The sequence below is a fragment of the Aeromonas sp. QDB63 genome, assembly GCF_027707425.1.
In the GTDB taxonomy this organism is placed as follows: Bacteria; Pseudomonadota; Gammaproteobacteria; order Enterobacterales; family Aeromonadaceae; genus Aeromonas; species Aeromonas caviae.
In genome coordinates, this window is sequence record NZ_JAPCIS010000002.1 from 30,537 (window position 1) to 54,574 (window position 24,038).

A 24,038-nucleotide genomic window follows, 5' to 3' on the forward strand; every position below is an offset into this window, starting at 1 on the left:
GCGATGGGTGCAGGCATTGTGCGACGAGCGCGCCATGGGTACAAGCCTCGGGGCGGCCAAATGGCGGAGCAAAAAGAGAGGGAGGCTCATGCCTCCCTCTTTATGCCGATGACCGTCAGCCTACTGCTTGCCGTCAACCGGCGGGCAATGGGCCAGCATGCGCCGGTTGTAGTCCGCCGCATAGGCGCTCAGCCTGGCATGGGCCTCCTTCTGATCCGGCTTGATGACATCCCCGAATCCGTCGAGATAGCGCACGCCGCAGCGCGCCTTGGCCGCCGCCTGCTGATCCGCCGCGATCCCGGGCGCCACCTCGCCGCGCCCGGCCCGCACGATCAGCCGGTAGTCCTGCCTGGCAAGGCTGGCGCTGACCGCCTGCTCCAGGGTGTCTGCATCGGCCTGACAACCGCCGAGCAGGGTGAGCAGCAGCACCCCGGCCAGTCTCATGCCCGCCTCCGCTGCCAGCCCAGCAACGCCAGGGCCAGGGTCCAGAAGCCGAGGGCACCGCCGCCACCGCTTCCCCCCTCTTCACCGCGCTGGGTGACCGAGAGCTTGAGGGGACTGATGGCGAAGAAGATGTTGTCGCTGCACGCCACCTTCAAGCGGGCAGTGCCATCCTGGCCCGCCGGGATGGTGACGCTCGCCGAGCCCGAGTTGGGTTTGCCGCTGGCAAGGGGAGTCCAGTTTGCCCCCTCGTCCCGGGTCATGAAGAGATCCACCTTGCTGCAGTTGATGGGGGCGGCATTGGTGCCGGCCACTTCCCAACTGATGGTCTGCGTCTTGCCCGCCCCCAGGGGGGTCACCACCGGGCTGGTCAGGGCAAAGGCCTTGCCGGTGTTGACCACCTGGATCTTCATGTCATCGCTGGCGACACCGCCCTTGCCGTCCCGCGCCGTGAGGCGGAAGTTCAGGTCCCGGTTGGTGGCAGGCCAGGCCTCCCCTATCGCCAGGGTGTTGGTGAGCAGGGAGGTGAGACTCGGCAGGGTGCGCTCCGGCAAGCTGGTCGGCGCCACGAAATGGAACAGCGGGCGGCTGCCGTCGTCCACCATGGTGGCCGGGCTGCTCGACTCCGTCCCCAGATCGATCTGCTCCCAGGTGTAATTCAGCGGATCGCCGTCAAGATCGGCCCCCGCCCCCTTGAGCACGAAGGGGGTGTTGGCAGGGATGACGTAGTCATTGCCTGCCGCCACCTGGGGCGCATTGTTGACCAGCGCCAACGGGGTGCCGCAATTTGGCACAGTGGCCATGTGGGCCCGCATCTGCTCGATGGACTTGCTGTGGAAATAGGGCTCGCTGTGGGGCTGCAGATCTTCGTCTCCGCAGATCCCCGCATAGGCCATGATGGAGCTGCCGCTGCCCGGCTCCCAGGCCTGGCTTGCCTCCCGATTGCCGCCACCACAGCTGCCTGTGGTGCCGTTGAAGGTGTGGTCTGCTCCGAACTGGTGACCGATCTCGTGGGCTACGTAGTCGATGAAGAAGGCATCCCCCACCGGCTCGGAGGAGCCCGTCATCCCCGCCGATTTGTCAGGGGTGCAGAGTACGCCCAGTCCCGCCAGGCCGCCGCCACCGGTGTTGACCACATGGCCGATGTCGAAGGCCCCCAGCCCCTTGGTCAGGGCATCGGCCTGCACCTGCATGTTGGCATCGATATCGCCGTCATCATTGTTGAAGGGATCGTTCGCCACGTCGGTGAAGATGATGGTGTCGTTGCCGCTGGCCAGCTGGAATTCGGCCGCCACGTCACGCTGGTAGACCTCGTTGACCCGGTTGAGCAGGGTGGTGATGGCGCCAAGACCCGCCTCCACGGTACCGCCGTGATACTGGGTGTACTCCCCCGCCGCCGAGATGGCGATGACATAGCGCTTGCGCTCGTTGCCATCCACCAGCACCTGGCGGGCCAGCTTTTTGGCCTCGCCCCCGATCACCTTGTCCGCCTCTTCTTCCAGCCGGCTGTGGGCATCCTGCTGGTAATAGACGGCATAGCCTTCCCCATTGCGAAGGGGATCGACGAACACCATTTTCCCTTCATGGCTGAACATGGCGTGGAATCCCTGGGGACCGAGATCGAAGCGCCCGGTCTCGCCCAGCGCCGCTTCGTTGTACCCCTTGAAGGCCAGGATATCGGGATATTTGGCGGCCAGATCCGCCGGCAGCAGATCATAGGGTTGCAGGCTGAAGGTCACCTCCTTGCCATCCGGCAGGGGCAGGGTCAGGCGGCGCTCGCCCCCCTTCAGGGCAGCCAGGTAATCGGTGGAGACGGTGACGATGCGATACTGGCTGGCCCTCACCTCGTACCCATCGGCGGCGGTGGCCCGCGCCGTGACCGTATGCCACTCGCCGGCCATCAGGTTGCCGGACGTCATCAGACCCGCCACCAGCACCGCCAGCGGAGAATATTTCATCAACTGCATCTTTTTAATTCCTTTTTAAACGGATTCACCTGAACTGCCACGGCATCATTTGCCCGCTGGTCCGATTAGTCCAGCAACATCCTCTGTACATTCCCCGAATGGGGAAGGTTGCACCAATGCAGACTAGCCCCTATCATGGCGCGGATTTGTCCGTTCCAGAACCCCTCTTCGACGGGGCCGGTTCACTCTTTCTTTGGCCAAGGTTAATCTCATGCTCAAGTCCCCACTGTTGCCCCGTTTCGGGGATCTGGTCGTTGCCATCGTTGACGATGTGCTGGGTCAGGGTCTTACCCTCGACCGCGCCTATGCACGTCACTTCTCCGGCATCGAACTCAAACCGCAAGAACAGGCAAGGATTGCCCTGGTCACCGGCGATCTGCTGCGCCGCCTCAGCCTCTACTGCTTCCTCACCGGCATCCAGGTCCGTCAGGCGGAGAAGAATGTCTGGCCGCTGCTGCACAGCTGGCACGCCTTCCACAAGATAGATCAGCCCAACCACCCGACCCTGGATCGCTTCAACGAGGAGGCGTTCCGCCGCCGCCTGACCGAAGCCAAGAAGAACCCGGTGCTGATGGACGGCTGCCCTGCCTGGCTGGAAAAACTCGGCAGCGAGCAACTGGGCGACGCCTGGCCGGCCGAGCGTGCCGCCCTGGCCTGGATGCCCAAGCGTTACCTGCGGGTCAACACCCTCAAGTGCACCCGGGACGAGCTGCAAGCCATGCTGGCCAAAGAGCATGTCACCACAGTGCCCGTCGACGGAGTGGAGACCGCCTTGCAAGTGACCTCGGACGCCGCCCTGTTCCGTACCCAGGCCTTTGCCGATGGCTGCTTCGAGCAGCAGGATGCCGGCTCCCAGCTGGTGGCCGCGGCCCTCGACGTCAAGCCCGGCATGCGGGTCATCGACGCCTGTGCCGGTGCCGGCGGCAAGACCCTGCACCTGGCCGCCATGATGCAGGGCAAGGGCCGTCTGCTGGCCATGGACGTGGAAGAGTGGAAACTGGAGAACCTCAAGCAGCGCGCCCGCCGCGCCGGTGCCCACAACGTGGAGACCCGGGTCATCACCAGCAGCAAGACCGTCAAGCGCCTGAAAGAAAGCGCCGATCGCGTGCTGCTGGACGTCCCCTGCTCCGGCCTTGGCGTGCTCAAGCGCAACCCGGATGCCAAGTGGCGCGACACCGCCGAGCGCCTGCCGGTGCTGGTCGCCCTGCAAGAGGAGATCCTGCAGCGCTACAGCCAGATGGTGAAGGTGGGCGGCCTGCTGGTCTACGCCACCTGCTCCATCCTGCCCGAGGAGAACCGCCAGCAGGTGGACAAGTTCCTCGCCGCCAACGAGCACTTCCGCCTGATCGGCGATCACAACGTCAGCCCGGCAGAGACCGGCTTCGACGGCTTCTACATGGCGCGCCTCGAACGCATCGCCTGATGTCTGTCGTGGGCACAAAGAAAAGGGGAGCCAGTGGCTCCCCTTTTTGCATTGCATGGTATAGATGCGGCCTTACTCGGCAGCAGCGTCATCCTGCTTGTGCTTGGCGGCAGTTTCCTTGATCAGGGTCTGCAGCTCGCCGGCCTGGAACATCTCGATCATGATGTCGCAACCACCGACCAGCTCGCCCTCGACCCACAGTTGCGGGAAGGTGGGCCAGTTGGCGAATTTCGGCAGCTCGGCGCGGATGTCCGGGTTCTGCAGGATGTCGACATAGGCGAAAGGCTCGCCGCAGGACATCAGGGCCTGGGAGGCCTGGGCAGAGAAACCGCAGCTGGGCAGCTTGGGGGATCCCTTCATGTAGAGGATGATGGGATTCTCAGCCAACTGCTGTTTGATCTTTTCAATAGTTTCCATAAATGCCTCACTGGAGCGATTTCGGCGGCCATTCTACTGCAATCCGGGCAGACCACAAACTGGCAAACCGTTGCGAATGAAAGAAGTCATGCATCAATACGCCGCAGCTTGATCCGGATCATGGCAAGAATCAAGGGTTGTTCGCCCATCTTTGATACTGCTACAATCGTCGGGCTTTGGGCCGTCTGGCCCCCTCATTTCAAGAACAATTCTTTTCAAGATAGAAAAGAGTACGCAATGTCTTGCAACCGTCGCCTTCGCACGGACCAGCCAATGGAGAGTAGAAAATGGCTTTCGAACTTCCCGCTCTGCCCTATGCAATCAATGCTCTGGAACCGCACATCTCCCAGGAAACTCTGGAATACCACCATGGCAAGCACCACAACACCTACGTGGTCAACCTGAACAACCTGGTGCCGGGTACCGAGTTTGAAGGCAAGTCTCTGGAAGAGATCATCAAGACCTCCACTGGTGGCGTCTTCAACAACGCTGCCCAGATCTGGAACCACACCTTCTACTGGCACTGCCTCTCCCCGAACGGCGGTGGCGAGCCCACTGGCGCCCTGGCCGATGCCATCACCAAGGCCTTCGGCTCCTTCGCCGAGTTCAAGGATGCGTTCACCAAGTCTGCCATCGGCAACTTCGGCTCCAGCTGGACCTGGCTGGTGAAAAAGGCTGACGGCTCCCTGGCCATCGTCAACACCTCCAACGCCGGTTGCCCGCTGACCGAAGCCGGTACCACCCCGCTGCTGACCGTCGACCTGTGGGAACACGCCTACTACATCGATTTCCGCAACCTGCGTCCGAAGTACATGGAAACCTTCTGGGCCCTGGTCAACTGGGAATTCGTGGCCAAGAACCTGGCTGCCTGATAAGCCTTTCTTGCCAAAACGCCCCGCACTTGCGGGGCGTTTTTTATGGTCGAACACCTGCCATCGACAACAAAGGCGCCCGCAGGCGCCTTGTGGAAGATGACCGTGCTTACTGGTCTATCTCGTCCATGTAATCGTCGAGGTTGCCATCATCCGCCGCCTCTGGCTTCTGCTCCTGGAGCTCGGGTTTGCGGCCCGTCACCTTGCCATCGTTGTACTGCAAGTAGAAGTCCTTGGTCAGGGCGTAAGGATCCAGCGCGTTGTCGATGATGCGCTCCTGATCGATCAGCTTGGAGCGGGTACCGAGGCCATCCAGCGCCCAGTGCACCACCTTCAGCGGGAAGGTCAGCAGGGCATAGGGGAAGTAGATGGTATCGATGGTATCCCCAACCAGTTGCCGGGTGGTGGTGGGACCGTAGACCGGCACCATCAGATAGGCGCCATCCCCGATGTCGGCCTTGCCGAGCACGGTGTCCATCTCCAGCGTGTTGCGAGCCAGGCCCGCATGCTTGGCCACGTCGAACAGACCGAGCAGGCCCACAGTGGTGTTGAGGGTGAAGCGGCCCAGGTTGGTACCGGCCCCTTTCAGATCCCCCACCAGCAGGTGGTTTACCATGCTGCTCGGCTCGTCGAAGTTGTCCACGAAATTCTCTATGCTGTCCCTCACTCCTTGCGGGACATAGCGGGCATAGCCGTGTACCACGGGGCGCGCCACATAGGGCTCCAGCACGTCATAGTTGACGGCCCACATGGCACGGTTGGGCCCCTGGAAGGGGTCGCGAGGATCGCTGGCCGTGCTGGATGCCCCGGGGCGGCTCGGGGTCTCGCCGAGATCCAGGCTCTCCGGGCCCGGCTTGGGAGGGCCGCCCGCACAGCCCGCGAGCAGCAATGCCACCGCCAATGCTCCTGAACGCAGATACATATGAAAGTCCTAAGATTTTTTTGGGTATTGATATGAATTATACAGGGGGCCCACCCCAAGGGGTGGGCCAAAAGCATATTAGAGGGCGTGATCGATGCGGATGTCAATCGGCGCTGTGGGGATGGTGCTGGTCGGCACGGTGACCGAAACCCCTTCAAAGGCGCCTTCCTTGTTCATGACGTTGCCGCCCCGGGAGAGGCGCGCCTTGAACTGCAGCTCGGCATGGGCCGCCAGCTTGCTCCCCTCCATCATGGCATCCCCGTCCCCCAGGGAGAGGGTGAGCGGGAGATGCGGGCCTGCAATGCGCTTGACCGCGATGGGCATGGGCGGACCGTTGGGGATCACCGCAAAGACGAACAGATGGGCATCTTCCGGCATCTTGATGCCCGGCGCCAGGGTGATGTGCAGGGGGAACTCCCCCTCTTTCACCGCCAGCACCCCGGCTTGTGCCTGGCCTTCGGCAGACGGGGTAGTCACGGCGATGCCACGCTGGCCAAGCTGCTGCCTGGCGTACTCCATGGAGCGCTCCACCATGGTGTAGCGGGCCGAGCCCGGCTCCAGCAGCGGCAACATCCCCTGCCAGCGGTCGAGGGCGGTCTGGAAATCCTCTTTTTGCAGGGCCATGAAGGCGTGGACGGAGCGAGCCTCGATGTTGGCCGGGTCCTCGGTAATGACCGCCTGCAACAGTTGATCCGCACGGGCTTCCTCCCCCGTCATCATCAGGGCCTGGGCATAGGGCACCGCCACCATGGCCTTCTGGGGCGCGAGAGCGTAGGCACGCTCCAGCGCCTCGCGGGCCATCTCGGGATCATTGCCATCCAGGGTCAGACGTCCCAGCAGCAGCCAGCCACGGTAGTCGTTCGGTTCTTGTTTCAGCTGGGTTCGCAGGGCCAGGGTGAAGTCCAGCAGATCCTGCTCGGTCACCCGGGCGTCGCGCTCCACCAGGATGCGATTGCTGAGCTCCCCCAACCGGCTGCTGGCATCCTGCCAGCGGCTCACCTCCTGCCAGGCGCCGAGCTTGGCGTAGAGGCCGATGCTCACCACCGCCAGCACCAGCACACCGGGGATCCAGATCAGGCTCTTGCCGCCACGGGCGGTCTGCTCCACGTCGGGAATGTCGTCCAGGAGGCTGCGCTGCAGCTCCACCAGGGATTCCGGCTCCTCCGCCAGTATCCCCTGCTCCCGCTCCTCCCCTATCTCCAGCAGGCGCTGGCGATAGAGCTGCTTGTTGAGGGCCGAGCGACTGATGCTCTGCCTGCCCTCGCCGCGCCACAGCGGCACGATCAGCGCCAGGCTCGCCAGCACCAGCAGGGCCGCACCCAGTATCCAGAATGGGGTCATGGTTTCTCTTCCTCTTTGAGCAGGGCGGACAGCCTGGCCTGCTCTTCTGCACTCAGGGTGCCTTCAGACTGTTGCAAGGGAGCAGGGGCATGGCGGCGGCTTCGCACCACCACGGTGACGACGCCAATCACGATGACCAGCAAGGGGCCAAGCCAGAGGATCAGGGTCGAGGCCATCAGGGGGGGATCATAGAGAATGAAGTTGCCGTAGCGGGCCACCATGTAGTCCACCACTTCCTGCTTCTCCTTGCCCTCGCGCACCATCTGGTAGGTCTTGTCCCGCAGATCCTTGGCAAGTCCGGCGTTGGAATCCGCGATGTCCTGGTTCTGGCACTTGGGGCAGCGCAGCTCCTTAGTCAGCTCGCGAAAGGTCTGCTCCTGGGCGTCGCTCTCGAAGGTGTAGACATCGATGGCGGCGCGGGCCTGTCCGGCGCAGACGAGACCGGCCAGCAGCAACAGGGATGCAATCAGTGTTTTCATCGGGGAGGCCTCACTTCATGGCATCGAAGATGGGTTTGAGGGTACTGGCCCAGACGTCTGGGTTGATGTCCCCCACGTGGCGATAGCGGATGATGCCCTGGCTGTCGATGAAGAAGGTCTCGGGCGCGCCATAGACACCGAGATCCAGCCCCAGCATGCCGTCCGGATCGTAGAGGTTGATCTGGTAGGGGTTGCCAAGCTCCGCCAGCCACTTGATGGCCTTGTCACGCTCGTCCTTGTAGTTCATGCCGACGATGTAGATCCCCTGCCCCGCCAGCTCCTTGAGGTAGGTGTGTTCTCCGTAACAGGTCGGGCACCAGGTGGCCCAGACATTGAGCAGCATGGGGCGCCCCTTGAGGATGCTCCTGTCGTGCTGCTTGCCCAGGTCATAGATGTCCTGCAGGGTGAACACGGGCACCTCCTTGTCCACCATCACGGATTCGAGCTTGGTGGGATCGGAGTAGAGCCCCTTGAACAGAAACACGGCCCCCATCAGGAAGATGATGAAGGGCAGCAGATAGAGCCAGGTCTTCTTGCTCATGCCTTGGCCTCCTCGTCACGACGTCCGAAGCGGTAGCGCTTGTCCAGCATGGCCAGCACGCCGCCGAGGGCCATGAAGACGCCGCCGAACCAGATCCAGCGCACGAAGGGCTTGTAGTAGATCCGTACCGCCCAGGCGCCGTTGTCGAGCTGCTCGCCGAGCGCCGCATAGAGATCCCGGGTAACCCCCGCATCGATGGCCGCCTCGGTCATCGGCATGCGGCTCACGGTGTACATCCGCTTCTCAGGTTTGAGCAGGGCTACCTGCTTGCCATCCTGGTGCACTTCCAGCACGCCCTTGAAACCGTCGTAGTTGGGGCCGTTCTTCTCCTTGATGCCGGTGAAGACGAACTCGTAATCGGCGAACTGGACGCGATCGCCGGCCTGCATCCGCAGGTCCTTCTCGATGCTGTAGTTCTGGGTGCAGGCGATGCCGATGATGCTGACCGCGAGCCCCACGTGCCCCAGGATCATGGCCCAGTGGCTGTTGCCAAGCTTGCGCACGCCGGTGGCAAAACCGTGTTTGTGGGTGGCCCGCGCCCAGGTCTCCTGCACGCTGGTGACGATGATCCAGACGCCAAGGCCGATACCGAGCGCAGCCCAGGGTTTGAACGCCTCGGCAAAGAGTTTGGGCAACAGCAGAGCCGCGGCCAGGCTCAGCACCAGGGCGAGCATCACCTTGCCCTTGAGCTCACCGAGATCCTGGCGGCGCCAGCGGAACAGGGGGCCCACCCCCAGCAGCAGGGCGAAGGGGATGATTAGCCAGCTGTAGATGTGGTTGAAGAAGGGGGTGCCGATGGAGATGCTGCCAAGCCCCAGCTCCTTGTGCACCAGGGGCAGCAGGGTGCCGAGCAGCACGGTGAGCAGGCCCGCCACCAGCAGGATGTTGTTGCCAAGGAGCAGGGTCTCCCGGCTCCACAGCTCATGCTTGCCGTGGCTCTTCACCTGGGAGCCCTTGAAGGCGAACAGCAATAGGGAGCTGCCTATCACCGCCAGCAGGAAGCCCAGGATGAACAGACCCCGGGTCGGGTCCGAGGCAAACGCATGGACCGACACCAGCACGCCGGAACGCACCAGGAAGGTGCCGAGCAAGCTCAGGGAGAAGGCCGAGAGCGCCAGCAGCACGGTCCAGGCCTTGAAGGTGGCGCGCTTCTCGCTCACCGCGAGGGAGTGGAGCAGGGCCGTGCCCGCCAGCCAGGGCATGAAGGAGGCGTTTTCCACCGGATCCCAGAACCACCAGCCACCCCAGCCGAGTTCGTAATAGGCCCACCAGGAGCCGAGCACGATGCCCAGCGTCAGGAAGACCCAGGCCGCCATGGTCCAGGGACGGGACCAGCGCGCCCAGGTGGCGTCCAGACGCCCCGTCATCAGGGAGGCGATGGCGAAGGCGAAGGCCACCGAGAAGCCCACGTAGCCCATGTAGAGCATGGGGGGGTGGAAGATGAGACCGGGATCCTGCAGTAGCGGATTGAGATCCCGCCCGTCCACCGGGAAATACGGCAGGGTGCGGGTGAAAGGATCCGAGGTGAACAGCACGAAGGCGGTGAAGCCCACCGAGATAAGGCCGAGCACCCCGAGTACCCGCGCCACCGCATCGAGCGGCAGGCGACGGCTGAAGAGGGCCACCGCCGCCGTCCAGCCCCCCAGGGTCAGCACCCAGAGCAGCAGCGAGCCTTCATGGGCTCCCCATACCGCCGAGATGCGGTATTGCAGGGGCAGCAGGCTGTTGGAGTTGGTGGCCACGTACTGCACGGTGAAGTCGTTGTCGATAAAGGCCCAGGTGAGACAGAGAAACGACAGCAGCAGCAGCAGGAACTGGCTGTAGGCGAGCGGGCGGGCCGCCGACATCATGCCAAGACGACCGAGATGGGCCCCGATCAGCGGGTAACTGCCCAGCAGCAGGGCGGTGGCGAAGGCCAGGATCAGTGAGAACTGCCCTAATTCCGGGATCATTGACTATTCCCTCTCGATTGCACAGAGAAACCTGCCGATTTGGCGGCATAAAGAAGTGAATTCTTGGCGCATACCGGCATCATTGCTTGGCTCCCTGCAACTGCGCCTCTGTGTATTCGGGCTTGAAGTGCATGCCGTTGGTGGCGTCGGCCACTTCCGGCGGCATGTAGTTCTCGTCGTGCTTGGCCAGCACCTCGAAGGCGGCGACCGTGGTGGCATCCTTGAGGGTGCCCTGAGCGACAATGCCCTGCCCCTCGCGGAACAGGTCCGGCAGAATGCCGTCAAACTCCACCGTCACCAGATGGCCGCCGTTGTCCACCAGCTTGAAGGCTACCTTGAGGCTCTGGGGATCCCGCACCACAGACCCCGGCACCACCAGGCCACCGATGCGCAGGCGCTGCCCCTCCTCGGGCTTGATCTTCTCCGGCCCCTTCCCTTCCACCAGCTCGCTCGGGGTGTAGAAGAGGTCGATGTTCTGGCTCAGGGCATAGAGCACCAGGCCAGTCACGCTGGCAAGGCCCAGGCTGATGGCCAGGATGATGGTGAGGCGTTTCTTGCGGCGCGGGTTCATAGGGTGTTCTCCATCTGCTGGGCCGCCTTGCGGCGTGCCTCCCGAGCCTGCTTGTTGCGCAGTTCGCCAAGCAGGCTGCGGGTCTTCAACCGGGTGGAAATGACGATGCCGACCAGGCAGAGCAGGGTCAGACCGAAGGAGAGCCAGACGTAGAAGGCATAGCCTCCCATGGCCATGAAATCACTGAACGAGGCAAAGTGCATGCTTACTTCTCCTGCCTGGCGATGTCGGCGACCCAGGGGCGGTGCCACTCCCGCATCAGCAGCTCATTGCGAAAACGCATCAGGGTCAGGGCACCGAGAAATGCGGCAAACGCCAGGATCATGATGAGCAGCGGCCACAGCATCTCGGGGGAGATGGAGGGTTTGTCAAACTTGGTGATGGTGGCCCCCTGGTGCAGGGTGTTCCACCACTCCACCGAGTAGTGGATGATGGGCAGGTTGATCACCCCGACCAGCGCCAGGATGCCGGCGGCGCGGCCCGCCACCACCTTGTCGCTGAAGGCGTTGTAGAGGGCGATGACACCCAGATAGAGGAACAGCAGGATGAGCTCGGAGGTGAGCCGGGCATCCCACACCCACCAGGTGCCCCACATGGGTTTGCCCCAGGCGGCGCCGGTAAAGAGGGCGATGAAGGTGAAGACGGCCCCCACCGGGGCGATGGCCGCCACCGTCATGTCTGCCATGCGCAGTTGCCACACCAGGCCAATGAAGGCGGCCACCGCCATGGTGGAGTAGGCGCCCATGGAGAGGATGGCGGAGGGCACATGGATATAGATGATCCTGAAAGAGTCGCCCTGCTGGTAATCGGCGGGTGCGAAAGCCAGCCCCCAGACGGTGCCGATGATGAAGGCGAGCAGGCTTGTCACGGCAAACCAGGGCAGCAGGGTGCCGGCCAGCCCATAGGCGCGCTCGGGTTTGGCATAAGGGTGCAACCATTTCCACATAGCTCACGAAACCTTTCAGTTATTAATTTTTAAGTGGCGAGGGCTACCATACCCATGGGGGAAAAACATCATATCCCCCGAAAGCAATAAGCAGCCATCCCCTTGATCTATCTCAACTATCTCGCCCCTAACAAGGCTTCAAACGAAAATCTTTTCACCAAATCAATCAGTTGACACTCACCCGAAGCGCCGCCGAGATAGCCAGGGGCGTCAGGGTCAATGCCCCCACCAGCATGGCCCCCAGGATGGCGAGCTGACCGGCATAGGGCAGTCCCATGCTCGCCGCGTCGATGGCGGACGTGGCGAAGATAAGCACCGGAATATAGAGCGGCAGCAACAACAGGCTGAGCAGCACGCCCCCCTTGCGCAGCCCTGCGGTCAGCGCTACTCCGACCGCCCCGAGCAGGCTCAGCACCGGCGTACCGAGCGCCAGGGTTGCCACCACGGCCACATAGGTCTTCAGCTCCAGGGAGAGCAGGATGGCGAGCAAGGGGGAGACCAGCAACAGCGGCAGACCGGTCAGCAACCAGTGAGCGATCACTTTGGCCAGGGCCAGCAACCCCAGGGGATGGGGCATCAGCATCATCTGCTCCAGGGCGCCGTCACTGAAGTCGTCACGAAACAGCCGCTCCAGGGAGAGCATGGCCGCCAGCAGGGCCGCCACCCAGATGATGCCGGGAGCGATGCGGGCCAGCAACTGGGGCTCGGGCCCGATCCCCAATGGAAACAGGGTGATGACGATGAGGAAGAACCAGAGCGGGTTGAAGATGTCGGCGCGCTGGCGCAGGGCCATCAGCAACTCGCGGTGAATAAGGTGTATGACGGCGCGCAGCATGGGCTACTCCTGCAACAGCGAGGTCAGGGAGAGGGTCTTGAGCCGTCCCTGCATCAGGGTCAGATCCTGGTGGGTCGTAAGGACCACCATGCCCCCCCTGTCCGCGTGGGCGAGGAACAACTGCTCCAGCACCCTGACCCCCTGCTTGTCGATGGCGGTGAAGGGCTCGTCCAGGATCCAGAGCGCCGGTCGCTCGCTCAGCCACAACCTGGCCAGCGCCACCCGTCGCTGCTGCCCGGCGGAGAGCTGCCCCGCGGGATAGTCTTCGAAACCGGCGAGGCCGACCTGGGCCAGCACCCGCCAGAGATCCACGCCGTCCCCGGCAGGGCCATGAAGCTTCTGGTAGAAGGAGAGATTCTCAAGGGGGGTCAGGGTCGCCTTGACGCCGGGCTGATGGCCCAGGTAAAGCAGGCTGGCGTGGTATTCATCCCGGCAATGGCGGATATTCTCCCCATTCCAGCACACCTCGCCAGCAAAGGGCTGGGAGAGGCCGGTGAGCAGGCGCAACAGGCTGGTCTTGCCCACCCCGTTGGGACCCTCAATCTGCATCAAATCCCCGGCACGCACCGCGAAGGAGAGATGTTCAAACAGGGTGCGATCTTCACGCACGCAGCTCAGATTGTTCGCTTGAAGCAGCATGGGGATGTAATCGTTGAAAATGAGGCGGCCTGTATCTTAACACAGGATCCGGAGGCGTCTTTTCAAAGATGCCAATAATCAACAGGATTTGTGGGGAAGATCGCGCCCCCACCAAAGAGATTGATGCCAAAGGATTATCCACTGTCCCGGCATCAAGAAAGAGGTGGCCACGGGCCGAACAGAAAGCGGGGAGGCACCGGCCTCCCCGCGACACATCCGTCAGCTGCGTCCCTTTCGCAGGGAAATAAGCAGCTCCGCTTCCGCCTGGGGCAACTCGCACTCGCTCATCACCTCGTCCAGATCGGCACCAAGCTCCACCATCTTGGCGGCGCGGCTGTAGAGGCGGCGCTCCGGATCCTGCAACGTCAGCTCCTGCTGGCTGTCGTGGATCTTCTGCATGGCCCCTTCTGCGGCTTGCAGACGCTGACCCATGCCGATTGCGCCCGTGTGCAACTCCATCATCTGCTTGCGCAGACTCTCGAGCTGCCCCTGCAGCGCTTCCACCCTGGCCTCGGACTCTCGCTGGCGACGACGGTGCCCCAGGATCCCGTAAAGGGCCAGCACCAGTGCGAGCAAGGACAACCCCAAGGCTGCAAATTCAATCATCAAACCATCACCTTACCGTCACAGGGAGGCGGACAGGTGCCATCGCCCCCGTCCGCACGTTCCCGTCCCTGTTACAGGGAACCAATGTCTTCCCACTCTTCGTCGGAGAGCAGCTTGTTGAGATCCACCAGGATCAGCAGTTGGCCGTCACGGTTGCTGACGCCCTGGATGAACTTGGCGCTCTCCTCGGTGCCCACCGCCGGGGCGGCATCGATCTCGGAGGAGCGCAGATAGACCACCTCGGCCACGCTGTCCACCATGATGCCGATCACCTGCTTCTCCGCCTCGATGATGACGATGCGGGAGTTCTCGCTCACATCCCCGGCCGGCAGGCCGAAACGGGAGCGGGTATCGATGACGGTCACCACGTTGCCACGCAGGTTGATGATACCCAGCACGTAGTCAGGTGCACCCGGGACCGGAGCGATCTCGGTGTAGCGCAACACTTCCTGAACCTGCATCACGTTGATGCCATAGGTCTCGTTTTCCAACTGGAAGGTCACCCACTGCAGCACTTCGTCTTCGGCCAGATTCTGTGCAATATTGCGCTTCTCTGTCATCTTCTTGATCCTTGTATGAACCCGTCAACGGGTAAAATTAGCAATAAAACCATGGCGATGCCGATGTTGTCAGCGGCCTTCGATGTTCACGCCCCGGCCAAGCAGCAGCAAGAGCTCCCTGACGTGCAGCAGGGCACACATCTTCTCCTTGACCATGCCGGCCAACCAGGGGCGCTTGCCCTCCTGATGGCGCCACTTCACCTGGTCCCGGTGCAGCAGTTCTGTGCCCTTCAACTGGTGACAGGCCAATCCCCAGGGTGATTCTCCCAGCATAATCAGATATTTGTAATCGTCCATCTCCAGATGCTGACCCGGCATGACCCACTGGGCCGTGTCCACCACGTTCATCTTCTGCTCGCGGGAGGTCATGATCCCCTTGTACCAGCCCGGCTGGCCGAAGAGAGAGGTCACCTCCCCCAGTTGATGGATGCCCCCCAACTCGGTCAGAGGCACCGCAAACGTCACCCCGGCCACGTCGAAGAAGAGCGCCTGAAACTCGTTGCCGGTATCCAGGTTCTCCCAGGTCGACGGTGCGGGCGCCGCCTCAAGGGCGGGCGCAGGTTCTGCCACCGCGAGGGCGACGGGCTCGACCTCCTCCGCCACGGCTTCCACCACCGGCTCTGCCAGGGCGACCAGAGGCTCACTGTCAACCACCTCCGCCTCGAGCTGGAATGGTTCGACATGCACCTCTTCGTGGCTCAGGGCATCCATCTCGAACTGGACCTGTCCCACCTGGGCAAGCAGCTCGCTCAGCTGGGCCAGTCGGGTATCGGCTTCAAGATAGGGGGTGGCAGCCACCTCCGGCACGGCGACGGTCTGACGTTGCAACGCAGGGGCCGGTGCTTCGTCTTCGGGATCTTCCCGCAGCAGGGCATCGTCCAGCAGCAGGGAGTGGAAATAGTCGTCCATGGCCCGAACCTGGGTGGTCTCTCTCACGGCATCACCTCCTGGGTCCGTTGACGCTCCAGCGCGTCGAGATGGTTGAGCAGGGTCTCATAGGCATAGGTGCCCCGGCTGCCCGGTGCATAGATGGAGGGAGGAATGTGCACCAGACTGGCATCCCTGAATTTGGTGTCGATGGGAATGACCGCATTCCACACCGCCTCCCCATACTGCTCCTTGATGGACTGCAATGTCATCAGGGAGGCGCGGGTACGCTTGTCAAACATGGTCGGAATGATGGTGTAGCGGAACTTCTCCCGCTTGGAGCGCTGCATGATCTCGAAGGTCTTCATCATCCGCTCCAGCCCCTTGAGGGCCAGGAATTCGGTCTGTACCGGCACCAGGATGCGATCGCAGGCCGCCAGCGCGTTCACCATCATGACCCCCAGCACCGGCGGGCAGTCGATGAGCACGTAGTCGAACTGATCCTGCACCCGCAGCAGAGCGCGCTTGAGCACCAGCCCCATCCCTTCCCGGTTGCCCATCACCCGATCCAGCGTGGCCAGGGTAATCGAGGCGGGCAGCAGGCTGATGTTCTCGAATCGGGTCTTGAGGGTCATCCGGTTGACCAGCTCGGCGCTGGGTTTGGCCGCCTGGAACAACTCGTACAGGGTGCCTTCCAGCCTGTCCGAGTCGAAATCGAGATAGGAGGTCAGGGAGGCGTGGGGGTCGGTGTCGATCAGCAGTACCCGCTGGCCACGCTGGGCCAGAATGCCCGCCAGGGAGACGACCGTGGTGGTTTTACCGACTCCACCTTTCTGATTGGCAACCGTCCAAACAATCACTGTATCAATCCTGCCTTGTTGTTATGCGTATGCCCCCACCGGGCAGCGCGATCACCCTGATCTTTTCACTGTCGACACTCTGCGGTGCGTCCTGCACCGGTGCCACCGTCAGCGGTTTGACGGGGGCTGGCGGCACCCAGGCGAACCTGGATATGGCGACCACCACCTTGCGATTCTGTAATCGTCCCTGCTCGGTGCCATTGTCGACGAAGGGGGAAAACTCTCCGTACGCCTCGTAGGCGAGCCGACCGGGAGCCACCCCTTTGCCCACCAGGGCATTGAGCACTGCCTCGGCGCGGGCCGCTGACAATGTCCAGTTGGAGCGGAAAATTTCGTTGTTTATCGGTTGGTTATCCGTGTAGCCCCGCACCCTGACATAGTTATCGACCGGTTTGAGAATACCTGAAAGCGTATCGAGCACAGGGGCGGCATTGTTACCCAGAAAAGCGCTGCCACTGTTGAACAGGAGACCTGAACTCAACTCCACCGTCAGCCAGTTGTCATCCTGCGCAAGCTTCACCACCCCCGCATCGACCAGGGCGCCCATGGACTCCTGGATCTGCATGTCGATCTGCGCAAGAGCCGTGCCATCTTGCGAGACGGGCGTACCCGTGATGGGGGCACGCGAGGGGGACGCAGAGGCCTTGCTCTCCAGCAGGCTGGGGGCGGCCGACACCGGGTTGTCCAGCAAGGAATTGCCCCGTCCTTCCAGCAGGCCATCGCTGCGCGGCGCCTGGTTGAAGGCCTGGGTCATGCCCTCGATGACGGCGCGGTACTCCTCCTTGTTGACGATGGCAACGGAGTAGAGCACCACGAAAAGGGCGAAGATGAGCGTCATGTAATCGGCATAGGAGACCAGCCAGCGATCGAGATGCTCTCGCCCTTGCAGGTGCAAACGATAGCGCTTGCGCATGGCTACTCCCCTTTCAGATAAGCCCGTAACCGCCTTTCAACCTGCGGGCCGTTCTCCCCGTGGGCGATGGCCAGAAGCCCCTCCAGGGTCATCTCCTGATAGAGGCCGTAATGGTAGTGGAAGGCGCGCAACCGATTCGCAATCGGCAGATAGAGCAAGTTGGCAAAGCCCACCCCGTAGATGGTGGCGACGAAGGCCACGGCAATGCCCGCCCCCAGGGTGCCTGGCTCCTCCAGATGAAACATGGCCTGGATGAGGCCAATCACGGCCCCGATGATGCCGATGGTGGGGCTGTACCCCCCCATGGACTCGAACACCCTGGCCGAGTGCTCGTTGCGCTCCTGCTCGATGTCGATGTCCGCCTCCAGCAAGCTGCGGATATCCTCGATGGAGACGCCATCCACAATCATGGAAAGCCCCTGGCGGGTGAAGGGATCGGGCTCGGCCTCGGCCTGGTTTTCCAGCGCCAGCAAGCCTTGCTGGCGGGCGAACTGGGCCCACGCCTTCAGGCGTTCGGCCTGCTCCGCAAGATCCAGCTGCGGCGGAAACAGCATCCAGGTTGCCTGCCTCAGGGCACTGAGCAGGTACCTGCGGGGAGTCTGCAAGATCACCGCCCCCCAGGTTCCCCCGACGACGATGACAAAGGCCGGGCCATCCAGCAGGGTCAGCAGGCTCCCGCCATGCCACCACTGGGCGATGGCGACGGCCCCCAGCGCCAGCACCAGGCCGAGCATGCCCATGGTCAGCGACCCAACTCGACCAGAATGCGCTGGGCCACCCGATCCAGCGGCAGGGATTCGCTTGCTATGCCCGCCTTGGCAACGGCCTGGGGCATGCCATAGACCACGCAGGAGGCTTCATCCTGCGCCCAGATGGTCGCCCCCTGCTCCTTGAGCAGACGGGCACCGTCGCGGCCATCCGCGCCCATGCCGGTCAGGACGATGGCCAGCACCTTGTCGCCATAGGTCTTGGCGGCGGAGGCGAAGGTAATGTCCACGCAGGGTTTGTAGTTGACCTTGTCATTGCCATCGATGATGCGAAGACGGGCACCGGGCCCGCGCCCTTCCAGCAACATCTGCTTGCCACCGGGGGCAAGATAGGCCTGACCCGGCTTGAGCACGTCGCCATCCTGCGCCTCCTTGACCCCTATCTGGCACAGCCCGTTGAGGCGGGCGGCAAAGGCAGCGGTGAAGGTGGCCGGCATGTGCTGGATCAGCAGGATGGGATGAGGGAAATCTCCCGGCAGCTTGGTCAGCACGTTCTGCAGTGCCACCGGCCCGCCGGTGGAGGTACCGATGGCAACCAGCTGGTAACTCTTGCCACTGCGCTTGAACGCGGCGGGAGCCGCCGCTGCCCGCGCAGGCTCGGGCTGGCGTTCGGCCAAGGGACGATTCAGGGCCCCCGTGACGGCGGGCCGGACGGCAGGCTCGGGGGCTCGGGGCCGGGTGGCCATCAGGAAGCGTTTGCGGGCGATCTCCTTGACCCGCTGCTGCAGCAGGTTGACGGCTTCGTCCTTGTCGCGGGCGATGTCTTCAAACTTCTTGGGCAGAAAATCGAGGGCGCCCGCATCCAGCGCATCCAGGGTTGCCTTGGCTCCCTCGTGGGTCAGGGAGGAGAACATCAGGATGGGGGTCGGACACTTGGCCATGATCTCGCGCACGGCGCTGATGCCGTCGAGCACCGGCATTTCAATGTCCATGGTAATGACGTCTGGCCGCAACTGCTGCGCCTTGTCTACCGCCTCCCGCCCGTTCTGGGCCGTGTCGATCACCGTCATCAGGGGATCCTGATTGATGATTTCGCTGACCCGGCGGCGGAAGAAACTCGAATCGTCGACCACTAATACCTTGACTGCCATTGTTATTCTTTTAACTCCTTGAGCCTGGCGCTCAGTGGCGACGGGCATAGGCCTTGAGCAGGCTGGGCACATCCAGAATGAGGGCGATGCCGCCGTCGCTGGTAATGGTGGCGCCGGCCATGCCGGGGGTACCTTGCAGCAGGTTGTCCAGGGGCTTTATCACCACCTCTTCCTGACCGATGAGGTTGTCTACCACGAAGCCGACCTGCTGGGTGCCGATCTGGACGATGACCACGTGGCCCTGGTCCTGGCGGGCCGTCTTGCCGGCACCGCGTACCAGCCACTTGTGCAGGTAGAACAGCGGAATCGCCTTGTCACGGACGATGATGGTGAGCTGGCCATCCACCACGTTGGCCTTTTTCAGATCCAGGTGGAAAATTTCATTCACGCAACCGAGGGGCAGGGCGAAGGTCTGTTGACCCACCTCCACCATCAGGGTCGGCAGAATGGCCAGGGTCAGGGGAACCTTGATCTCGAGACGGGTGCCCTTGCCCCAGGTGGAATCGATGTGCACCGAGCCATTGAGGCTGACGATGCTGGTCTTCACCACGTCCATGCCCACTCCACGGCCGGAGATGTCGGAGATCTCCGACTTGGTGGAGAAGCCGGGGGCGAAGATCAGGTTGTAGGCATCGTTGTCGCTCATGCGCGCCGCGCTGTCAGCATCGAGCACGCCACGGCTGATGGCGATCGACTTGAGCTTCTCCGGGTCCATCCCTGCGCCGTCATCCTCGATGCAGAGCAGAATGTGGTCCCCTTGCTGGGAGGCGCTCAGGGTGATGGTACCCTGACGGGGTTTGCCCGCTTTCTCGCGCACGTCCGGCATCTCGACGCCATGGTCGCAGGAGTTGCGCACCAGGTGAACCAGGGGGTCGGCCAGGGCCTCCACCAGGTTCTTGTCCAGATCCGTGTCCTCACCCACCATCACCAGCTCGATCTCCTTCTTGAGGGTACGAGCCAGGTCGCGCACCACACGCGGGAAGCGGCCGAATACTTTCTTGATAGGCTGCATGCGGGTCTTCATGACCGCGCCCTGCAGATCGGCGGTCACGACGTCGAGGTTCGCGACAGCCTTGGACATCTCTTCGTCATTGCTGGCGATGCCGAGGCTCACCAGGCGGTTTCTCACCAGCACCAGTTCGCCCACCATGTTCATGATGACGTCCAGGGTCTTGGTATCCACCCGCACCGTGGTATCGCTCTGTACCGCGCTGCTCTCGGCGGGAGCGGCCTGCTTGGCAGGGGCGGCCTTGGCTGGCGCTGGGGGCTCTGCCGGCGCGGGTTTGGCGGCCACTGGCGCCTTGGGCGGCGTCACCGGGGCTGCGGGGGCAGCGGGTGCCGGAGCCTTGGGTTCGGGAGCGGGCGTAGGAGCAGATGCCAGACTGTGCTGGGGCCCCTGCCCACGGCCGTGCAGTTCATCCAGCAGGCGCTCGAACTCATCGTCGTCGATGAGCTCGTCCACCTCTTTCTGGACCGACTGCAGGGGGGCCAGATCGGGGGCACCACCGTGCTGGCCCTGACCATGGAGCTGGTCGAGCAGGGCTTCGAATTCGTCGTCTGTGATGTCACCTGAACCGCTCAGCACGGGGGCGGCAGAGACCGTCGGCGCTTTGCCGACACCGTGCAGCTCATCGAGCAGGCGTTCAAATTCGTCGGCGGAGATCTCGTCGATGGAGCCACCGCCATTGACGGCGACAGGCGCCACCTCGGCGATGACCTCGGGTTCTGGTTCGGGCTCAGGCTCGGGTGCTGGCTGGGCCGCCACGCTGGCGGTACGCAGCTGCTCCTGCCCTTCCGGCTTGCACAGCTCGTGCAGATCGTGCAGCAGATCGGGAGAAGCGGGGCTTATCTCTTCGCGGTTCTGGACCTGGGCAAACATGACGTTGATGGCATCCAGCGCCTGCAAGATGACATCCATCAGCTCGGCACTGAGGGTCCGCTTGCCGTTGCGCAGCATGTCGAACAGGTTCTCGGCACCGTGACAGACATCCACCAGTTCGGTGAGGGAGAGGAAGCCCGCTCCCCCCTTGACGGTGTGGAAGCCGCGGAAGATGGCGTTCAACAGGTTCTTGTCATCGGGCCGCTTTTCCAAGTCGACCAGTTGTTCAGACAACTGTTCCAATATTTCTGATGCTTCGACCAAAAAGTCTTGCAGTATGTCTTCATCAACTTCGAAGGCCATGCGTCACTCCATTAGAATCCCAGGCTAGACAGCAGATCGTCCACATCATCTTGACCATTGACCACATCTGAGCGGGTCTGCGGGTTCATGATGGGGCCTTCCGCCTCGATGCCGCTCGCTGGCAGGCTACGTGCCGAATTGTCGCTAACGCCCTCACCGAACATGGTCAGCATCTCTATCAACTTCGTTTCAACTTCCTGCACCAGTTTGATCACCTTGCGGATCATCTGACCGGTCAGGTCCTGGAAATCCTGAGCCATCAGAATTTCCGTCAGCAGTTGTCGTAACTTATCGGCATCCGTCTCAGAAGCCTTAATAAAATCATTCAGTTGATGGCACAGCGCCTTGAATTGACCCAGCTCGAGATCCCGGCTCATCAGGGCATTCCAGTTGGGCATGACCAGCTGAATGTTGTCGTTGAGTCGATCGGCGATGGGAAGGCTTGCCTCGACCGCATCCATGGTGCGATTGGCCGCCTTGTCCGTCATGTCGATGACATAGCTCAGACGCTCCCGGGCATCCGGGATCTCATGGGTGGCCAGGTCGGGGATCCTGGGATCCAGGCGAAAATCCTGCAATGAGTTGTGCAATTGGCGGGTCAGCTGCCCCACCTTGTCAAACAGGGCCGCCGCATTGGGGGCGCACACATCGGCGAGGATGGTATCGGCCTGTTCAAACTCTTCCCGCTCCAGGTGGGCAACCAGCATCCTTGCCTGGTCAAGCGAGATCATGGCACTCGTTTTGGCCTTCATCCCTGCCGCTCCTTAGCCGATACGTTCAAAGATTTTGTCGAGCTTCTCTTTGAGGGTGGCAGCGGTGAACGGCTTGACGATATAGCCATTGACCCCGGCCTGGGCGGCTTCGATGATCTGCTCGCGTTTGGCTTCGGCAGTCACCATCAGAACCGGCAGGTGCTTGAGCTTGTCGTCGAGGCGAATCGCCTTGAGCAGGTCGATGCCCTGCATGCCGGGCATGTTCCAGTCGGTGACCACGAACTGGAAGTCGCCATTTTTCAGCATCGGCAACGCCGTGTTGCCATCGTCTGCTTCATGGGTATTGTTGTATCCCAGGTCACGCAGCAAGTTCTTGATAATCCGGCGCATCGTTGAAAAGTCATCGACGATGAGGATTTTCATGTTCTTGTCCAAAGTTCCTCCTAAATAGCCGCCAAGACGGCTCACTTACATGATGCAGATCGCAGGTTTTATGGTGCGGATTATGCCTTAGAGTTGTGCTCCAGTGTAGCCAGTACAACCACTTATAAATTCCAATCTCGCAAACGGGCGCGCAGCCTGTGCATGGCCTGACTATGAATCTGGCTCACCCGAGACTCACTCACACTCAATACTTCACCGATCTCGCGCAGATTCAGCTCTTCATCGTAATAAAGGGAGAGCACCAGCGCCTCCCGCTCCGGCAGGCGGGCGATGTGCTCGGCCAGAGCCCCCTGGAAGCGTTCGGCCGCCAGATCGTCGAATCCTCCCTGACCGTTGCCGTCATCGGGATGACCGATGACATCTTCACTGACGCCCAGATCCTCAATGCCGATGATCTTGCCGCAGGAGACATCCTGCAGCATGGCATGGTACTCCCCGAGGGACACCCCCATATTGGCGGCCACCTCGGTGTCTCTGGCATCCCGGCCATGGGCCTGCTCCACGTTCTCGATCGCTTCTGCGATGGCACGGCTGTTGCGGTGCACCGAGCGGGGCACCCAGTCCCCACGGCGGATCTCGTCGAGCATGGCACCACGGATGCGGATGCCGGCATAGGTTTCAAAGCTGGCGCCCTTGCTGCCGTCAAAGTTGCGGGAAGCTTCGAGCAGCCCAATCATACCTGCCTGGATCAGGTCATCCAGCAAGACACTGCTTGGCAGGCGAGCCAATAAATGCTGGGCAATCCGCTTGACCAGCGGAGCGTGTCGCTCGACCAGCACGTAGGAATCCTGATGACGCAAGTATGCTTGGGCTTTATTCACGGGAGTCTTCCTGTGTTATGACCGGCTTTTGCAACAAGTTTTCCAGGAAAAATTCGAGGTGGCCGCCCGGCTGATTCGGGATGGGCCAGCTCGCCGCCTTGTTCGCCAGGGCACGAAATACCAGGGCGGCAGGGGATTTTGGAAACGCCTCAACTATCAGTTTCTGCTTGCGCACCGCGGCCCGCAGGTTGGTGTCGTAAGGCACGCAGGCCACCAGCTCCAGGGAGGTATCCAGGAAGCGGTCGGTGACCCGGGTCAGCTTGGCGAACAGCTCCTGCCCCTCGCGCAGGGAGCGGACCATGTTGGCCACCACCTTGAAGCGGAACACACCGTGATCCTTGGAGAGGATCTTGATGAGCGCGTAGGCATCCGTGATGGAGGTGGGTTCATCGCACACCACCACCATGATGTCCTGGGCGGCGCGGGTGAAGCTCAGCACCATGTCGGAAATCCCCGCCGCCGTGTCCACCAGCAACACGTCCACCTGGGTCTTCATCTCGCTGAAGGCGCGGATGAGCTCGGCATGTTGTACCGGGGAGAGCTCGACCATGGACTGGGTACCCGAGGTGGCCGGCACTATCATCATGCCGTAGGGCCCCTCGACGATGATGTCATCCAGGGTGCATTCCCCCGCCAGCACATGGGAGAGGTTGCGATGCACCCTCAGCCCCAGCATGACGTCGACGTTGGCCAGGCCAAGGTCGGCGTCCAGCACCAACACCCGCTTGCCCTGGGCGGCCATGGCTCCCGCCACGTTCAGGGTCACGTTGGTCTTGCCGACGCCCCCCTTGCCTCCGGACACGGCGATCACTTTCACTCGATTGTTTTGACGCATTTTGCGCAGACCACTCGCCTGATCCATATACAT

Annotated in this window: 27 protein-coding genes; 2 read left to right on the forward strand and 25 right to left on the reverse strand. The window is 62.3% G+C overall.

Annotated elements, in window-relative coordinates; all coding sequences use genetic code 11:
• Positions 1 to 120 precede the first annotated feature (120 nt).
• A complete protein-coding gene (locus tag PG879_RS01615) occupies positions 121 to 444 on the reverse strand; it encodes a hypothetical protein (RefSeq protein ID WP_010673958.1) in 324 nt (107 codons plus the stop codon).
• Positions 441 to 2,408, reverse strand: coding sequence for a reprolysin-like metallopeptidase (locus PG879_RS01620; RefSeq protein WP_210601747.1), 1,968 nt, complete (start codon positions 2,406 to 2,408; stop codon positions 441 to 443). Before PG879_RS01620 ends, PG879_RS01615 begins: the two co-directional genes overlap by 4 nt.
• A gap of 211 nt (positions 2,409 to 2,619) precedes the next feature.
• Here PG879_RS01620 and PG879_RS01625 point away from each other — a divergent pair, with 211 nt between their 5' ends.
• Positions 2,620 to 3,831, forward strand: coding sequence for an RsmB/NOP family class I SAM-dependent RNA methyltransferase (locus PG879_RS01625; RefSeq protein WP_010673956.1), 1,212 nt, complete (start codon positions 2,620 to 2,622; stop codon positions 3,829 to 3,831).
• A 72-nt stretch (positions 3,832 to 3,903) separates the two neighbouring features.
• On the opposite strand, the gene PG879_RS01630 is transcribed toward PG879_RS01625, so the two are convergent.
• Entirely contained in the window at positions 3,904 to 4,248 is a 345-nt protein-coding gene (locus PG879_RS01630; RefSeq protein WP_010673955.1) for a Grx4 family monothiol glutaredoxin, read from the reverse strand.
• Positions 4,249 to 4,535: 287 nt separating this feature from the next.
• On the opposite strand from PG879_RS01630, the gene sodB reads away from it, so the two are divergent.
• Positions 4,536 to 5,120: a superoxide dismutase [Fe] gene (gene sodB / locus PG879_RS01635; RefSeq protein WP_010673954.1), complete on the forward strand. Its 585-nt coding sequence runs from the start codon at positions 4,536 to 4,538 to the stop codon at positions 5,118 to 5,120.
• 109 nt (positions 5,121 to 5,229) lie between these two features.
• On the opposite strand, the gene PG879_RS01640 is transcribed toward sodB, so the two are convergent.
• From PG879_RS01640 to PG879_RS01745, 22 genes are all read right to left on the reverse strand, one after another.
• On the reverse strand, positions 5,230 to 6,042 hold the full coding sequence (locus tag PG879_RS01640; protein WP_029314176.1) for an MlaA family lipoprotein: 813 nt from the start codon (positions 6,040 to 6,042) through the stop codon (positions 5,230 to 5,232).
• Positions 6,043 to 6,120: 78 nt separating this feature from the next.
• Positions 6,121 to 7,383 carry a c-type cytochrome biogenesis protein CcmI gene (gene ccmI, locus PG879_RS01645; protein WP_143237237.1) on the reverse strand — a complete coding sequence of 421 codons (1,263 nt, stop codon included), beginning with the start codon at positions 7,381 to 7,383 and terminating at the stop codon, positions 6,121 to 6,123.
• Positions 7,380 to 7,862: a cytochrome c-type biogenesis protein gene (locus PG879_RS01650; protein ID WP_143237236.1), complete on the reverse strand. Its 483-nt coding sequence runs from the start codon at positions 7,860 to 7,862 to the stop codon at positions 7,380 to 7,382. Before PG879_RS01650 ends, ccmI begins: the two co-directional genes overlap by 4 nt.
• 10 nt (positions 7,863 to 7,872) lie before the next feature.
• Positions 7,873 to 8,403, reverse strand: coding sequence for a DsbE family thiol:disulfide interchange protein (locus PG879_RS01655; protein WP_010673950.1), 531 nt, complete (start codon positions 8,401 to 8,403; stop codon positions 7,873 to 7,875).
• Entirely contained in the window at positions 8,400 to 10,355 is a 1,956-nt protein-coding gene (locus PG879_RS01660; RefSeq protein ID WP_043154498.1) for a heme lyase CcmF/NrfE family subunit, read from the reverse strand. The genes PG879_RS01655 and PG879_RS01660 overlap by 4 nt, the downstream gene beginning before the upstream one ends.
• A 79-nt stretch (positions 10,356 to 10,434) precedes the next feature.
• Complete coding sequence (gene ccmE, locus PG879_RS01665; protein WP_010673948.1) at positions 10,435 to 10,926, reverse strand: cytochrome c maturation protein CcmE; 492 nt, start codon at positions 10,924 to 10,926, stop codon at positions 10,435 to 10,437.
• A complete protein-coding gene (gene ccmD, locus PG879_RS01670; protein ID WP_039039901.1) occupies positions 10,923 to 11,129 on the reverse strand; it encodes a heme exporter protein CcmD in 207 nt (68 codons plus the stop codon). The genes ccmE and ccmD overlap by 4 nt, the downstream gene beginning before the upstream one ends.
• Before the next feature lie 2 nt (positions 11,130 to 11,131).
• Positions 11,132 to 11,872 (reverse strand): heme ABC transporter permease, encoded by a 741-nt coding sequence (locus PG879_RS01675; protein ID WP_010673946.1) that lies wholly within the window; start codon positions 11,870 to 11,872, stop codon positions 11,132 to 11,134.
• A 166-nt stretch (positions 11,873 to 12,038) separates the two neighbouring features.
• Entirely contained in the window at positions 12,039 to 12,707 is a 669-nt protein-coding gene (ccmB, locus tag PG879_RS01680; protein WP_128271629.1) for a heme exporter protein CcmB, read from the reverse strand.
• Between the two features lie 3 nt (positions 12,708 to 12,710).
• Positions 12,711 to 13,346 (reverse strand): cytochrome c biogenesis heme-transporting ATPase CcmA, encoded by a 636-nt coding sequence (ccmA, locus tag PG879_RS01685; protein ID WP_039039903.1) that lies wholly within the window; start codon positions 13,344 to 13,346, stop codon positions 12,711 to 12,713.
• Between the two features lie 219 nt (positions 13,347 to 13,565).
• Positions 13,566 to 13,952 (reverse strand): DUF2802 domain-containing protein, encoded by a 387-nt coding sequence (locus tag PG879_RS01690; RefSeq protein ID WP_010673943.1) that lies wholly within the window; start codon positions 13,950 to 13,952, stop codon positions 13,566 to 13,568.
• Positions 13,953 to 14,023: 71 nt separating this feature from the next.
• Positions 14,024 to 14,512: a chemotaxis protein CheW gene (locus PG879_RS01695; protein ID WP_010673942.1), complete on the reverse strand. Its 489-nt coding sequence runs from the start codon at positions 14,510 to 14,512 to the stop codon at positions 14,024 to 14,026.
• A 69-nt stretch (positions 14,513 to 14,581) separates the two neighbouring features.
• Complete coding sequence (locus PG879_RS01700) at positions 14,582 to 15,448, reverse strand: chemotaxis protein CheW (protein WP_134996663.1); 867 nt, start codon at positions 15,446 to 15,448, stop codon at positions 14,582 to 14,584.
• Positions 15,445 to 16,239 carry a ParA family protein gene (locus PG879_RS01705; protein WP_010673940.1) on the reverse strand — a complete coding sequence of 265 codons (795 nt, stop codon included), beginning with the start codon at positions 16,237 to 16,239 and terminating at the stop codon, positions 15,445 to 15,447. The genes PG879_RS01700 and PG879_RS01705 overlap by 4 nt, the downstream gene beginning before the upstream one ends.
• Before the next feature lie 4 nt (positions 16,240 to 16,243).
• Positions 16,244 to 17,152 carry an OmpA family protein gene (locus tag PG879_RS01710; protein ID WP_210601746.1) on the reverse strand — a complete coding sequence of 303 codons (909 nt, stop codon included), beginning with the start codon at positions 17,150 to 17,152 and terminating at the stop codon, positions 16,244 to 16,246.
• 2 nt (positions 17,153 to 17,154) lie between these two features.
• Positions 17,155 to 17,892 (reverse strand): flagellar motor protein, encoded by a 738-nt coding sequence (locus PG879_RS01715; RefSeq protein WP_042016381.1) that lies wholly within the window; start codon positions 17,890 to 17,892, stop codon positions 17,155 to 17,157.
• 2 nt (positions 17,893 to 17,894) lie between these two features.
• A complete protein-coding gene (locus PG879_RS01720) occupies positions 17,895 to 19,010 on the reverse strand; it encodes a protein-glutamate methylesterase/protein-glutamine glutaminase (protein WP_143237235.1) in 1,116 nt (371 codons plus the stop codon).
• A gap of 31 nt (positions 19,011 to 19,041) precedes the next feature.
• Positions 19,042 to 21,192, reverse strand: coding sequence for a chemotaxis protein CheA (locus tag PG879_RS01725; protein WP_143237234.1), 2,151 nt, complete (start codon positions 21,190 to 21,192; stop codon positions 19,042 to 19,044).
• 11 nt (positions 21,193 to 21,203) lie between these two features.
• Entirely contained in the window at positions 21,204 to 21,944 is a 741-nt protein-coding gene (locus PG879_RS01730) for a protein phosphatase CheZ (RefSeq protein ID WP_010673935.1), read from the reverse strand.
• Between the two features lie 12 nt (positions 21,945 to 21,956).
• The gene (gene cheY, locus PG879_RS01735) at positions 21,957 to 22,328 is read right to left on the reverse strand and encodes a chemotaxis response regulator CheY (RefSeq protein ID WP_425278782.1); all 372 of its coding nucleotides are present in this window, start codon (positions 22,326 to 22,328) and stop codon (positions 21,957 to 21,959) included.
• 122 nt (positions 22,329 to 22,450) lie between these two features.
• Entirely contained in the window at positions 22,451 to 23,170 is a 720-nt protein-coding gene (locus PG879_RS01740; protein WP_041212632.1) for an RNA polymerase sigma factor FliA, read from the reverse strand.
• Positions 23,163 to 24,038, reverse strand: coding sequence for a MinD/ParA family protein (locus PG879_RS01745; protein WP_041215585.1), 876 nt, complete (start codon positions 24,036 to 24,038; stop codon positions 23,163 to 23,165). Before PG879_RS01745 ends, PG879_RS01740 begins: the two co-directional genes overlap by 8 nt.